Here is a 15047-nt window from a genome sequence, read left to right on the forward strand (position 1 = left end):
TGCTGACATTTCACGAACTGACGCTTTTTAACATATGAAGGTTTAGGCGTTCGGTAAGTGCCGGAACTAGGGGTAGGGAAATCATGATAAATAGAATTTCAGTGGAGAAAGCTGAAAAAAAACCAAGAAAGGTTGAGCGGCAAACGCAGGCTCAGCGTTCATCCAATACACAAGAGAAGATTTGTAATGCGACTTTGGAAGTTCTTGCAGAGGTGGGGCACAATTGCATATCGACTGCGTTAATTGCCAAGAAAGCAAAGGTATCTCGCGGTGCCTTGACGCATCAATATGCTTCAAGAAATGATCTTCTTGTTGCAGCGTTACGGCGGCTTCATAATGACTGGTCGCAACTAAGGCCATTTACAGAGGATTCGAGGAAGGAGTCGTATTCTCTATCGAGATTGATAGAGGAGTTATGGGATAATCTTTTTTCAGACAAAAGATATATTGCTTCGCTCGAACTGATGCTTGCAGCCCGCCTCGATACCGATCTAGGGGTACGGTTGAGAGAGGAAATGGTTCGTTGGGTAAAAATGCGCGATGATTTTATTCTTAACTTGCAGTTCTCTGCCAAAGAGCCGCGTTTAACGGATCAGCACGTTCATTTACTGATGGCGTCTTTGAGAGGAATTGCCATGTATCAAATATTTGATAAGGATATGCAGGCCGGGAAAAATTTGGTTGAGCTTTATAAATCTATAATTGAAAACAATAACATGTCAGATAGTGAAGAGAACTCATATTCTATTGTCGTATCTGAATGACAGTAATATTTTTATGCTCTCTCCTGAGTGTTGAAGGAGAGAGCATTGGCGTCTTTTACTTAAGCGTTTTAAAGTATGCGAGCACAGATTCCATATCAACGATGTCAGCATAGCGCCGCCCGACATCACGAAGATTATCATGATGCGGCCCTTCTTCGACATCCCCAACACAGTCTTCCGGAACGATTGTACGATAGCCGCGCTGAAAGCTATCAATCACGGTTGCTCTTACACAACCGCTTGTGTTGACGCCGGTAATAATAACCGTGTCGACGGAGGCCTTTGTGAGAAATGGTTCGATTTTTGTCTCATAGAACATTGAGGGGCCCGTCTTACGAACCACGAGATCATACGAGGAATTTACTAAATTCTCCTCAAGCTTTATCATATCATTCCCCATTATGTAATTATCTCGTACCGGCTTAATCTTCCAGAACGGCATATCGCGTTCGCTTTGATAGGCCGTGAAGCACACGGCCACCGGTATGGATAGGGGCCGGGCGGCATCGAGCAGTTTGCGCGTATTTTCCAGTGCCCTGATTGCAAGCGGTTTACCGCCAAACGGGTATTCTTGTGATGTATGCGATTTTTGGAAATCTATCACGAGAATGGCCGGCCGCTTTCCAAAGCCAACGCTGATTTCACCATAGCCAGCAGATTTATATTCGTCTCTCAGCACGATATTTTCCTTTCTGAATTTTTGTAATTCGGAAAAAAGGGTGCAGCCGCTTCTCAGGTTTTAGAGCGCAGATCTTCTTGAATTAGATCGGCACTCTACGTGCCTTGCTTTAAGCATAATCTCATTGCCCCGCATTTCACGCCGACGGGACAGATGCTTTAACAACGCGACGAAGCGCTCTGACGCATTTCTCACGGGTCTTGGGCGAGTGTTTTTTGTTCCCCCATAAGAAGTGGTATCGGATAAACAAAAAATGTCAACAAACAAACTGTACTGTTTGTTTGTTGGGGCTTTCCGATATCCGATTTCCCAGGAGGTGCGGTAGCAGTCGCTTTATCGTGATTTATGTCAAGGTGGCCACAGGACGTCAGTCCGAGGCACTCGCGCGATCGGCGATAACGCCCATGATCGCCGTGCCGACCCGTGTCATAAATTCATGGTGCCGAGGCTGGAGTAAAGGTGGCAATGATCGCATGCCCCTCGGCAGGGTACGTGAAACGAACGAAAGTAACCGGTCCTTGCTCGCTCCATGTTCGCCGTTGAACGACAAGGCACGGGCTACCCTTATTGATACTCAATGAGTTGGAAGTTTCGTTATCCGCTGCAATCGCGTAAATCTTGTGCTCTGCCGTATTCCAAGGAACCTGCAGTCTTAGCCATTGTCCAGGTGGCATTTTAGAGAAATCGACATTCTCCGCGGCCGGTACAACATCCAGATTGATCAAACGCTCTTCCGTGCAAAAGGGCGTTTCGCCCGCGAAATGAATGCAGGAAACCTGTATCAGATTGCTTTTTTTATTCAGGCCGAATGAAGCGACATCAGCTTCGGTTGCTTCGCGAATCCTGCTTCGGAGTAACTTGAATTGATAGTTCCGCTTGAGCGATCGAACTTCCTGCTCGATATCATGGATTTCCAGGATTGCCGATTGGATCAGAGGTTGCGCAACAAAGCTTCCCAGTTTCTTGCGCCGTTCAATCAGCCCCGCTGATGCCAGGCGGGTCAAAACTTTATTTACGGTCATGCGGGACACATTGTAGGATTTTGCGAGGTCAACCTCAAAGGGAAGGCGATATCCGGGAGGCCAATCTCCCGAAACTATTCGCTTTTCTATGTCGCCGAGGATTTGCTGGTGCAAAGTCCCTGCGCTCTGAGATTTCGATGTCATAAAGCGTCCTGTTGCCGGCCTTAGAAGGCCAGCACCCCGTTGATTCCGTGCGTTTGCAGGCAGTATAGAACGTTGGTTCTAATGTTGAAGCAACTCTTTCATTGCACCAACAAACTTCCTTGAAATCTCATCGCGATCAATATGTCGTCCATTCTGGACCTTTTTCTTTCCCTGAACCCAAACGCTGTCGACATGAATGTTATCCGCGAAAATCCATTCATCAAGCAGGTTTGCATGCGGCAGGTATGGGACCTTGGAGACGTCAAGCGCCACGAAGTCAGCTTCCCGTCCCGCGCATAAATGGCCGCCTGCATGTAGGGCCTGGGCACTGCCTCTGACCGCAATATCAAGCAGTCTTTCGCCGGTCGATTTTCCGGGAAGGGCAATGACATTTCTGGAACGTGTTGCGAGCCGTTGCGAATATTCAAGCTGTCTGAGCTCATGAGCCAGTGAGATGGAAACATTGGAATCCGATCCGATGCCGTAAAGGCCGTCATTCTTCAGAAACTGCGGCGCGGGGAATATGCCATCGCCAAGATTTGCTTCTGTGATCGGGCAGAGGCCTGCAATAGCGCGGCGGGCTGCCATTCCAGCTGTCTCAGCCTCTGTCATGTGGGTTGCGTGAATAAGCGTCCAGTTTTCGTTGACCGGCATATTCTCCAGCAGCCACTCGACGGGCCTTGCCCCGGACCACGCAATGCAATCCTCGACTTCCTTGATCTGCTCCGAAATGTGCATATGCACCGGGCCGTCTTTGGCAAGCGGCAGGATTTGTTTTAATTGATCAGGCGTGGCCGCACGCAGACTATGAGGGGCAATACCCAGACGGCTTCCCGCAAGTTTTTGGGTTATCTTACCACACGCTTCGATGAGCCGAGCGTAATTTTCAACAGAGTTTATGAAACGACGCTGACCATCGCTGGGAACACCGCCACCAAAACCGGATTGCGCATAGAAAACGGGGAGGAGGGTCAGCGAAATTCCGGTGCAACTCGCGGCTGCTGCGATGCGCTCGGCATGTTCGGCGATGTTGGCGTAGTGCTGTCCATCCCTGTCGTGGTGCAGATAGTGAAACTCGCCAACGCGTGTATAACCAGCCTCAAGCATTTCCATGTAGAGTTGCGCGGCGACGGCCTCAAGTTGTTCTGGCTGGAAGGTGAGCGCAAATTTGTACATGATGGTACGCCAGCTCCAGAAACTGTCGCTGGCTGGGCCACGGACCTCTGCCAATCCGGCCATTGCGCGTTGAAAAGCGTGACTGTGCAGGTTTCCCGTTCCGGGAATAATCAACTCGTGACGCTCATCCTGGACCTGCGGGGAGGCGCCGATTTGCAGGCTTTTTATCGTGCCTTCATCCATGACGATGCGCACGTCCTTTTCGCAACCCGTTTTGAGCAGCGCAACTTTCGCAAATATGCTCGTCATTTTCACCTCCATACATCCCTATTGTCCAAGGGTCGGTTTTACCAAAAAATTATCTTGCCATTGTTTTATTATGTATATACATGTTTTGCCTTGAGGGAAGAGGAAAATAGGGAACGGGTTAAATGGCTGCTTCAGATGCAACCGTCTTTAGGAACTGTAAGATCGCAACTCTTAGCGGCAAGGGTGACGCACTTGGTTGCATCAACGATGGAGCCATTCTCATCGAGGCGGGGCGCATCGCTTTTGCGGGGCCTGCCGAAAAGCTGACGTCCAAGGTCGCTTCTGCAGAAATATTGGATTTGGAGGGGCGCTGGGTAACGCCCGGCTTGATCGATTGCCATACCCATATTGTGTATGGTGGAAACCGCGCCCGCGAATTCGAGATGCGCCTTGCGGGGGCGACTTACGAAGAAGTGGCCAGAGCGGGTGGCGGTATTGTCTCTTCGGTGAACGCGACCAATGCATTATCCGTCGAGGAACTGGTGAACGCTACCCTGCCGCGCCTGGATACGCTGCTGGCAGAAGGTGTGACGACCATCGAAATCAAGTCGGGCTACGGTCTTTGCGTCGAAGGCGAACTCAAGATGCTTCGCGCGGCGCGAAAACTCGAGCAGATGCGTCCGGTCCGTGTCGTTACCTCCTACCTTGCCGCACATTCGACACCCGTCGAATACAGGGGCCGCAACGGCGATTACATCAATGATGTTGTCCTTCCCGGTCTTCAGGCGGCATATGCGGAAGGGCTGGTGGATGCCGTAGACGGTTTTTGCGAAGGCATAGCTTTTTCCACTGATGAGATCGGCAGCGTTTTCAACGCAGCCAGGACGCTTGGTGTGCCCGTAAAACTCCATGCCGAGCAGCTTTCCAATCTCGGGGGCGCGAAACTCGCTGCTTCCTATGGTGCACTTTCGGCGGATCACCTGGAATATCTCGACGCACAGGGCGTAAACGCCATGGCAAAATCCGGTACTGTCGCCGTTTTGCTGCCGGGTGCCTTTTACGCGATCAACGAGAAACAGAAACCGCCGGTGCACCTCCTGCGTGAAGCCGGCGTTCCTATGGCAGTTGCCACAGATTGCAATCCGGGAACCTCACCGCTTACCTCGCTGCTTTTGGCGATGAATATGTCCGCCACTTTATTCAGGTTGACAGTCGATGAATGTATCGCCGCGACGACCCGTGAGGCAGCAAGGGCGCTTGGATTGCTTGGCGAAACGGGGACTATCGAGGAAGGCAAGTCGGCAGATCTTGCGATCTGGGACGTCGAAACGCTTGCAGAGCTCGTTTACCGCATTGGTTTCAATCCACTGCACGCACATTACTTCAAGGGACAAAGGATTGCATAATGACCGTTACGCTCATTCCAGGTAAGGTAACGCTCGCGCAGCTCCAGACTATCTACTGGAACGATGAGCCCGCTGTCCTCGACAAAAGTGCGGATGCTGCCATCAACAACGGTGCGGCCCGCATCGCAGAAATCGCGCGCGGCAATGCTCCCGTTTATGGAATCAACACAGGCTTTGGCAAACTTGCATCCATCAAGATTGATGCAGGAGATGTCGCTACACTTCAGCGCAATCTGATCCTGTCGCATTGCTGTGGTGTAGGCGCGCCGCTCACCGAGAGTGTCGTGCGGCTCATCATGGCGCTCAAGCTTATTTCGCTAGGGCGGGGTGCGTCGGGCGTTCGTATTGAACTCGTCCGTCTCATCGAGGGAATGCTTGAAAAGGGTGTAACCCCGCTGATCCCTGAAAAGGGCTCGGTGGGCGCCTCTGGCGATCTGGCTCCGTTGGCCCATATGGCTGCTGTGATGATGGGGGAAGCAGAAGCCTTTTTTGGCGGTGAACGTCTTTCCGGCGCTGCTGCCCTTGAAAAGGCGGGCCTGAAGCCGGTTGTGCTTGCCGCCAAGGAAGGACTGGCACTCATCAACGGCACACAGACCTCGACGGCTTTGGCACTGGCTGGCCTATTCCGGGCTCATCGCGCTGCGCAAGCGGCGCTTCTCACCGGCGCTCTTTCCACCGATGCTGCGATGGGCTCGTCTGCACCATTTCACCCGGACATTCACACCCTTCGCGGCCACAAAGGCCAGATCGATGCGGGCGCGGCATTGCGTGATCTTCTTGAAGGGTCGGCCATACGCCACAGCCATATCGAGGGCGATGAGCGGGTCCAGGATCCTTACTGCATTCGTTGCCAACCTCAGGTCGATGGGGCGTGCCTCGATATTCTGCGTTCGGTCGCCCGCACGCTAGAGATCGAGGCCAATGCAGTCACGGACAATCCACTCGTTTTGTCTGATGGCCAAGTGGTATCCGGCGGCAATTTTCATGCCGAGCCGGTAGCGTTCGCCGCCGATCAGATCGCGCTTGCCGTCTGCGAAATCGGCGCTATCGCCCAGCGTCGCATTGCGCTGCTGGTCGATCCCTCCCTGTCCTATGGGCTGCCCGCCTTCCTGTCTAAGAAGCCGGGGCTTAATTCCGGCCTGATGATCGCCGAGGTGACATCAGCAGCACTGATGTCGGAAAACAAGCAGATGGCACATCCAGCTTCCATCGACTCTACACCGACCTCTGCCAATCAGGAGGATCATGTGTCTATGGCATGCCACGGTGCGCGCCGTTTGTTGCCGATGACCGAGAACCTTTTCTCAATCCTTGGCATTGAGGCTCTTTGTGCCGTTCAGGGCGTCGAGTTGCGCGGCCCGCTCAAGACAAGCCCGGAGCTTCAAAAGGCGATTTCCGCATTGCGCTCAGTCGTTCCTGCGCTGGAAGAAGACCGTTATATGGCCCCTGATATTGAGGCGGCATCTCAGCTGATCGCGAATGGAGATCTGATTGCATCCGTTTGCACTGGCATCCTGCCAGAGCTTGAGGCCTGACATGACGGTCTTCGAAACGCATCAGGGGACCTCACCCGTCATTCTTGCTTTCCCGCATACGGGCACGCAAGTCCCGGCTGATATATGGGAACGCCTGAACGATAACGGACGTTTGTTGGCAGACACAGACTGGCACATAGAGCGTCTCTATGACGGTCTGCTGGCGAACGTAACGACAGTACGCGCCACATTCCACCGTTACGTTATCGACGCTAATCGCGATCCGCAAGGTATCAGCCTTTATCCCGGCCAGAATACAACGGGGCTGGTTCCCGAAACCGATTTCGATGGCAAGCCGATATGGAAGCAATCCCCGACCCAAGCCGATATTGACTGCCGTCTTGCCAATTTCCACGCACCCTACCATGAAGCTCTTGCCGCCGAGATCGAGCGGGTAAAAGACATCCACGGCGTTGCTATTCTTTACGACTGCCACTCCATCCGCTCCCGCATTCCCTTTCTCTTCGATGGTAGGTTGCCGGATTTCAACGTGGGCACCGATATGGGGCGCACATGCGCGAAGGAGATCGAAACGGAGACGGTCGAGGTCTGTGCCGGGGCGGCTCACTATACCAGCATCCTTAACGGTCGCTTCAAGGGCGGCTGGACAACGCGCCACTATGGCAGGCCGGAAACCGGCGTGCATGCCATCCAGATGGAACTGGCGCAGTCGAGCCATCTTGCGACAGAAGCACCGCCCTTCGCGCTTGATGCAGAAAAAGCCGCAAGTTTGCGTATTCACCTGAAAGATATCCTGCGCCGTATTGAGGCGCTTGCCTTCACGCTTAAACGCTGATCCGGAGAACCAGCCATGACCGATAATCCTCGCCATAATGTTCGCGAAATCCGCGCTGCTACCGGAACGGAACTGACCGCAAAGAGCTGGCTGACCGAAGCACCGTTGCGCATGCTAATGAATAATCTTGATCCTGACGTCGCGGAGAACCCGCACGAACTGGTCGTCTATGGCGGCATCGGTCGCGCCGCTCGCACCTGGGCCGATTTCGATAAAATAGCTGCTTCGCTACGCGATCTTGAGGAAGACGAGACTCTGGTTGTCCAGTCCGGCAAGCCGGTCGGTATTTTCCGCACGCACAAGGGTGCCCCCCGCGTACTTATCGCCAATTCGAACCTCGTGCCGCATTGGGCCACCTGGGATCATTTTAATGAATTGGATAAAAAAGGCCTCGCCATGTACGGCCAGATGACGGCTGGATCGTGGATTTATATTGGTTCGCAGGGGATTGTGCAGGGCACCTACGAAACATTCGTAGAAGCCGGTCGCCAGCATTATAATGGTGACCTTACCGGCAAATGGGTGCTGACAGGCGGTCTGGGCGGCATGGGGGGGGCTCAACCGCTTGCGGCCGTCATGGCCGGTGCATGCTGCCTCGCCGTCGAGTGCAATCCTGACTCCATCGATTTCCGCCTGCGCACCCGTTACGTCGATGCCAGGGCTGAAACCCTCGATGAAGCCATGGAGATGATCGAACGGTGGACGAAAGCTGGTGAGGCAAAATCGGTGGGTCTGCTGGGCAATTGCGCCGAAATACTGCCCGAGATGGTCCGTCGCGATATCCGCCCTGACATGGTGACGGACCAGACCTCTGCGCACGATCCGATCAACGGCTATCTGCCGAAGGGCTGGACCATGGCCGAATGGAAGGCAAAACGTGAAAGCGATCCGAAAGCGGTCGAAAAAGCCGCCCGTGCCTCCATGCGCGAGCATGTCGAAGCGATGATCGCCTTTCAGGAGATGGGCATTCCGACCTTCGATTACGGCAACAACATCCGGCAGGTCGCGAAGGACGAAGGTCTTGATAATGCGTTCGCCTTTCCCGGCTTCGTACCGGCCTATATTCGCCCGCTGTTCTGCAGGGGCATCGGACCGTTCCGCTGGGTGGCTCTCTCGGGTGATCCCGAAGACATCTACAAGACCGATGCCAAGGTAAAGGAACTGCTGCCCGATAATAAGCATCTGCACAACTGGCTGGACATGGCCAAGGACCGCATCTCTTTCCAGGGGCTGCCAGCACGCATCTGTTGGGTCGGCTTGGGCGATCGCCACCGACTTGGCCTCGCTTTCAACGAAATGGTGAAGAACGGCGAGTTGAAGGCACCAATCGTCATCGGTCGCGACCATCTCGACTCGGGATCCGTCGCCTCGCCCAATCGTGAGACGGAAGCGATGAAGGATGGCTCCGACGCGGTGTCCGATTGGCCGCTGCTCAACGCGCTGCTTAACACAGCTTCCGGCGCGACCTGGGTTTCGCTCCACCATGGTGGGGGCGTCGGCATGGGCTTCTCGCAGCATTCTGGCGTGGTCATCTGCTGCGACGGCACAGATGATGCAGCTGAGCGCATCGGCCGCGTCTTGTGGAACGATCCCGCGACAGGTGTGATGCGCCACGCCGATGCGGGATATGACATCGCTATGGAATGCGCCAAGGAGAAGGGCCTGCGCCTGCCGGGTATCCTAGGCAACTGATGCGTTGTTGAGGGCTTTCTCAGTGAAAGCCCTCCCTTCGTCGATGGGAGAATAATGTGCGCTTTTTGCGGCATGAACATCACAAAATCGTACCCTGGAAGAACGGTGCCGGGGTGACGAGGGAACTCGCGCTTCATGAAGACGAAGCATTGCACTCCGATTTTCTGTGGCGCATCAGTATTGCTACCGTGGACAGAGACGGGCCGTTTTCAACCTTTTCATCTATCGACCGGACCATCGCCGTCTTGCGAGGCGAGGGGATGATACTTGAAAGTCCAAGTCAGCGCGTGACAATGTCGTCGGGCGGTGCCCCGTTTTGTTTTGATGGCGAGACCCCTATCGTGGCGATCATCATCAATGGCGAAACGACTGATCTGAATGCAATGACCCGACGCGGTTTTTTTACCCACTCGATGGATCGCCTGACATTTTCACACACGGTTGCCATTGACGGTGAGAGCGATGAAACTGTTGTTGTTTTCAATTCGAGTATAAGAGCCAAGACTGCACAGGGGCACTTCAATGCTCGCCCCTTTGACGTCATACTCGGCATCGGTCGGCACGAGCGGATTTACCTGTTTCCGGACGACCAAGCCGAGGTCTATATTATCCGGCTCTCAAAAACAGAGTGAAAGTTAGCCCAGGTTCGGAGTTCTGAGAAAAAGGGTAGCAAACCTGCCTCATGCTGTCCCATTACAGCAGCTGATGTCGTCTATACGTTCGGGCGAGCGGTGCGTGTCGACAAGGGTCCGGCATCTGTTCTGACCCAGTTCGGCAGTTATAAATACGACAATGATGCCCGCGCATGGCTCAAGGAAACAGTGTCTGAAAAAGCACAATACAACTTTTATTGTATAAATCCCTATCGCATTGTTCCTCTTCGTTGTATCAGCAAAACTGCATTGAACCGATGGGCATGTCGGTCGATGCAGTGGTGGCGGGGGCTGCATACAACTTAAGGCGACTCTGTCCCGACTCATATCTAGTTTCACGGGGGCCTGATTTTCAGGCAAAAGCAGAGGGCAATTCATGTCAGTAATATCCAGAGATTTGACGCGCGTGTTGGGATCAACAGCGATAATCTTGGTACTTTCGAGTTCGGTGGCGTTGTCGGATGCTAGTTCATATCGCTATGCTGAAGGTGGTAGCGATACTGTGACCGGAGAAACCTTCATGGCTATTTCCTCTGGCGGGAAATATGCTTGGGGTGCCTTGGTCTACAATAATTCCACCGTCGATATTTCAAGTACTCAGATTATTACTATCGGTGCGAAAGCACACGGTATTCAGGTCGGCCAGTCCGGTGGCTCCAAAGCGACGGGTACCGACGGGTCGGTGATCAACTTATCGGATGTTACGGTTATAGTCGGGCCGGACGGCGACAGCGGTAACGGCTCTTATGGCCTGCATGCTGTAGACGGCGGCACCATCAATGGCTCTGTCACTATTACGACTGGCGGCGCAAACAATTTCGGTGCATTTGCCGAGAGCTTCTCGAAGATCAACATCTCGAACTCAGCCATTACAACAGGCGGTCAAAAAGCCTTTGGAGTTATTGCAAACAACGACCTCGGCACTGATGCAGGAAGCATCACAGCTGAAAATGTAAAAATCACTACAGGCGGGAATAATGCTTCGGGTGCCTATGTTGACAATGGCGGCACCATATCACTGACCAACAGCACTATCGAAACGGGCGGAGAGTCCGCGCATGGTGTCGAGGCCAGGTCGGCAGGTGTCATTACCTTGAACGGTGGATCAATCACCACGTCGGGTAAGGGTGCCCGCGGTGTTAACGCGGATGCAGCAACCGTTGTTCTAAATGATGTAAAGATCACCACCAAGCACGCTGAGCGTTTTGCGGAAGGCGTTCAGTCTCAAAATGGTGCGAAGGTTACACTCAACAAGGGAAGCATCACCACTTCGGGTGCGCGCGGATATGGCTTGATTGCCAGCAATGGCGGTACCATTACCAGCAGCGCAGATATCACCACAAATGGTGATGCGGCGCACGGTGTGCAGGCGGGTGCTTTTGGCAATGCAAGCTCCAACGGTGCCACCGCAGGTACAATCAAGCTGACAGGCGGCACCATCACGATCAACGCCCTCAATGGGCAGGGGTGGGGCTCTGCGCTTCACGCCGTAGATAAAAGCGCCATTGAAGCTCAGAATATCAGCGTTATCAGCAAATCTTATGGTGCGATTGCTGAGTCGGGTTCAAAAATCACGATCAGCGATTCCTCGGTCACGACGTCTGGTAAGGGTAACTCCGCGTTAATCGCCAATAATGACCATCTGAAGAATGAACTTATCGAAGCTGTTGGGGGTAAACTCTCCGCAACGAACACCACTGTTATTACTTCTGGTAATAACGCAGCAGGTGCTTCGGCAGAATATGGCGGCGCGATTACGCTCGTTGGTGGTCGCATTACCACTACCGGTCGGGATGCTTCTGCCTTGCAGATCATCAATTCTGGCACCATTACTGCGACCGGCACGACCCTTGCCTCCGCCAACGCCGCAACGGTCGATGTTGATTTCAATCGGGGCGGTGCTAACGCGAGCGTAACGCTTGGCAGCGGCACTGTTGCGACGCAGAACAACGGCACCCTTTTGCGAGTCAACCGTTCGGAAGCAGGTGGTGATGGCGTTGTTCAGTTCACTCTGGGAGCCGGTTCGACCAGCCAGGGCGACATTCTTGATGAAGGTGTCAAAACAACCGGCGGCACCGATGTGACGCTGCAGGATGGGGCAAGCTGGACTGGCTTGCTGCACGGGGTCCGCAATTTCTCCGGCTCCCAGGGAGGCCGTGTCGCGTTCGACGGTGTGGCAGATATCGCTGGCGATCTAAATGGCGTGGGCACCCGCTATGTTTTCAGCGATCTGGGTGGCACTATTGGCGGTGACGTCAACCTTACGAGCGGGTCTTCGACCGCCGGCGGCACGATCGGTAATCGTATTATTGTTCTGGGCAACATGTCTGTCTACACAAACTCGGTTTTGGGCGGCAATTGGTTTATTCACGGCGATTTGCAGTCAGACGGTATTGTTTCGCCGGGCAATTCCATCGGCGTTGTAACGGTTGGAGGTGATGCAACCTTTGGCGCGGATTCTGTTTATGACGTGGAGGTTGCAGGCGACGGCACCAGTGATCGTATCAACGTGACTGGGGCAGCCAATCTGAAGGGCGGGCAGGTTCACGTTTACGCGCTCGATACCAAGGTCAGCTACCAGGACGGCCAGAGATACACGATCCTGACGGCAGGCGAGGGTATCAATGGTGAATTTGCTCCGGCTGTTTCTGAATCGGTCTTTTTGACTGCAGCGCTTGATCATCAGGCCAATCAGGTTGATCTGACGATTGGCGTGAAAGCTGATCCAGTTAATCCGGGAAACCCGGTCGTATTTGAAAAGGTGGCCGACACAGCAAACCAGAGAGCCACCGCTCGCGCACTGGATAGCCTGGAACAGAGCGGTTCTTCGCTTGAGCTTTACAATTCTGTTCTCTTCCTCACCGATGAAAATGAAGCCCGTAGTGCATTCACCCAGCTTTCGGGCGATACTCACGCTTCGATCAAGACAGGTCTTATCGATACGGCCAATTTGACGGCCGATACCATCAACAACCGTCTGCGTGCAGCCTTTGCAGGTGTGGCAGCCAAGGATGCGCCGGTTCTTTCCTTCTCGCAGTCACCGAAGGGCAGCGCGCCGCAGCCATTCGACGCGGTCGCGCCGGTTTCTTCGGAATATTCCGTCTGGGCTTCGGGCTTTGGTTCGTGGATCGACCGTGACGGCAATGCCAATACGGGTGGTCTGAAGACCTCGACGGGCGGCTTCCTGTCGGGTGTCGACGTCGGCGTTGCTTCGGGATGGCGTCTTGGCGTCGTCGGCGGCTATAGCCAGACCGATCTCGACGCGAAGGGGCGTTATGCGTCGGCGTCGAGCGACAACTGGCATCTGGGTATCTATGGTGGCAACCAGTGGGGTCCGATCGGTCTGCGTGCCGGTCTTGTCCACACCTGGAACAACATCGACTCGTCGCGCTCGGTCGCTTACTCCGGTTTCAGCGACACGCTTGATGCCGATTATGATGCCCGCACGCTGCAGGCCTTTGGTGAACTGGGTTATCGCATCGATACGGCATCGGCTTCCTTCGAGCCTTTCGCCAATCTGTCGCATGTGCGTCTTCGTACTGACGGGTTTACCGAAAACGGCGGTGCGGCAGCCCTTTCCGTCGACAGTGAAACCACCAACACAACGTTCACGACGCTGGGTTTGCGGGCGTCCGCACCGCTTACTCTGGGCACGACAACTGCCAATGTGAAGGGAACGCTGGGCTGGCGTCATGCTTATGGCGATATCACACCGGAATCGACACAGTTCTTTGCAGGCAGCAATGCGTTTACGGTTGAAGGTGTTGCAATTGCCAAGGATGCGGCACTGGTTGAGGCTGGGTTCGATCTCGCCATTACCGAAAGCGCTACATTCGGCGTGAGTTATGTTGGCCAGTTCGGCGACGGAACCACCCAGAACGGCTTCAATGCATCGCTGAGCGTCAAGTTCTAGAGCATTTGAGCCTGAAACATAAAGCTGCCCGGCCTCGCGCCCGGGCAGCTTTTTTTATGGGAGAAGTCAAGCTTCTTGCAATGCCGCAGGCGTCCGGATTTATAAGGAATGGTTCCGCAGCTATGACGAAGATGACCAGCCGCGCTGGCCGACGAGCCGTTCTGGCAGCGTCGCCGTCAAATCACGAAGATGGCGATAAAGGCTGACAGCTCTTAAAACAACAGGCTAAATTGTCCAAGACGGGGTCGAAAAACTGCTACGGTCCGGCGCAAATTTCGGCACGGGAGAGCTGAACCTGTCCGGCTTCGGCGCTATAGGCGCGAAGACCGTGATGATCCAGTATGATCACCCGATAGCAGGGGTTGCCTGTTGTCCACCATGCATCGGGCCTCTCGATTTCGGTGATGAAACGGTGTGAGCAGGCCTGTCCCGAACTGTAAGCGATGCCTTCGGGGCTTGTGCCGGAAAGTGGCACATGGATGTGGCCGAAAATGATATGGCGGATGCCGGCTGCATGTGCGGCGAGGCGGCGCATGATTGCACCATCGTCATGCATGCCAATATTATCGAAATGCGCAATGCCGGGGTCAAACGGTGGGTGATGAATGAAGACACTGACCGGTAGATTGCCAGCGCTTGAGAGTGTTTTATCCAACCATTGCATCCTGTCCGCGCCATAAATGCCGCCGATCACACTGGCTTCATGGCTATCGAGAAACAGCAAGCGCCCGAACGGCGTGTCCTCAAAAAACTGGACATAGCCGTTCTCGTCGCGCGGATGGTCCGGAAAAGCATCGATGAATTGCGGACGACGATCATGATTGCCAAGAATCAGGCGTATCTTGAAGGGCACTGGCGAAAGGATATCGCGCAACAGGGCATAGGCTTCAGGGTCGCCGTGATTGCATAAATCCCCCGTAATAACCAACAGATCCGCATCGGCGTGTTTTTCGACGATGTCGTCGATTGCAGCACGCAACTGCTTTTCCGGATCGACGCCGTTCACCACGATGCCCGGTGCCATCAAATGGGTGTCGGTGACTTGAATGATTTTCATCTTTCCATCTTTCAATAAAAT

11 protein-coding genes are annotated in these 15047 nt (G+C 54.1%); 7 read left to right on the top strand and 4 right to left on the bottom strand.

What is annotated here, in order from left to right; translation table 11 throughout:
- The first annotated feature begins 83 nt into the window (after positions 1-83).
- Positions 84-764 carry a TetR/AcrR family transcriptional regulator gene (locus tag AAIB41_RS01470; RefSeq protein WP_343313853.1) on the top strand — a complete coding sequence of 227 codons (681 nt, stop codon included), beginning with the start codon at positions 84-86 and terminating at the stop codon, positions 762-764.
- Between the two features lie 55 nt (positions 765-819).
- Here the strand turns inward: AAIB41_RS01470 and AAIB41_RS01475 are convergent, their stop codons facing one another.
- From AAIB41_RS01475 to AAIB41_RS01485, 3 genes are all read right to left on the bottom strand, one after another.
- Positions 820-1443, bottom strand: coding sequence for an isochorismatase family protein (locus tag AAIB41_RS01475; RefSeq protein WP_343313854.1), 624 nt, complete (start codon positions 1441-1443; stop codon positions 820-822).
- A gap of 434 nt (positions 1444-1877) precedes the next feature.
- The gene (gene hutC / locus AAIB41_RS01480; protein WP_343313855.1) at positions 1878-2609 is read right to left on the bottom strand and encodes a histidine utilization repressor; all 732 of its coding nucleotides are present in this window, start codon (positions 2607-2609) and stop codon (positions 1878-1880) included.
- A 78-nt stretch (positions 2610-2687) separates the two neighbouring features.
- Entirely contained in the window at positions 2688-4034 is a 1347-nt protein-coding gene (locus AAIB41_RS01485; protein ID WP_343313856.1) for a formimidoylglutamate deiminase, read from the bottom strand.
- A 122-nt stretch (positions 4035-4156) separates the two neighbouring features.
- Here AAIB41_RS01485 and hutI point away from each other — a divergent pair, with 122 nt between their 5' ends.
- The 6 genes from hutI (at position 4157) to AAIB41_RS01515 (ending at position 13969) form a co-directional block, all read left to right on the top strand.
- Positions 4157-5380, top strand: coding sequence for an imidazolonepropionase (hutI, locus tag AAIB41_RS01490; protein ID WP_343313857.1), 1224 nt, complete (start codon positions 4157-4159; stop codon positions 5378-5380).
- Positions 5380-6915: a histidine ammonia-lyase gene (hutH, locus tag AAIB41_RS01495; protein WP_343313858.1), complete on the top strand. Its 1536-nt coding sequence runs from the start codon at positions 5380-5382 to the stop codon at positions 6913-6915. Before hutI ends, hutH begins: the two co-directional genes overlap by 1 nt.
- A gap of 1 nt (position 6916) precedes the next feature.
- A complete protein-coding gene (gene hutG, locus AAIB41_RS01500) occupies positions 6917-7711 on the top strand; it encodes an N-formylglutamate deformylase (protein ID WP_343313859.1) in 795 nt (264 codons plus the stop codon).
- Positions 7712-7726: 15 nt separating this feature from the next.
- The gene (hutU, locus tag AAIB41_RS01505) at positions 7727-9403 is read left to right on the top strand and encodes a urocanate hydratase (RefSeq protein ID WP_343313860.1); all 1677 of its coding nucleotides are present in this window, start codon (positions 7727-7729) and stop codon (positions 9401-9403) included.
- Between the two features lie 56 nt (positions 9404-9459).
- The gene (locus AAIB41_RS01510) at positions 9460-10035 is read left to right on the top strand and encodes a HutD family protein (RefSeq protein ID WP_343313861.1); all 576 of its coding nucleotides are present in this window, start codon (positions 9460-9462) and stop codon (positions 10033-10035) included.
- A 541-nt stretch (positions 10036-10576) separates the two neighbouring features.
- Positions 10577-13969: an autotransporter domain-containing protein gene (locus AAIB41_RS01515; RefSeq protein ID WP_343313862.1), complete on the top strand. Its 3393-nt coding sequence runs from the start codon at positions 10577-10579 to the stop codon at positions 13967-13969.
- A gap of 256 nt (positions 13970-14225) precedes the next feature.
- Here AAIB41_RS01515 and AAIB41_RS01520 read toward each other — a convergent pair whose 3' ends face one another.
- Complete coding sequence (locus AAIB41_RS01520; RefSeq protein WP_343313863.1) at positions 14226-15026, bottom strand: phosphodiesterase; 801 nt, start codon at positions 15024-15026, stop codon at positions 14226-14228.
- Positions 15027-15047 lie beyond the last annotated feature (21 nt).

It is taken from the genome of Brucella sp. BE17 (assembly GCF_039545455.1).
GTDB lineage: Bacteria > Pseudomonadota > Alphaproteobacteria > Rhizobiales > Rhizobiaceae > Brucella.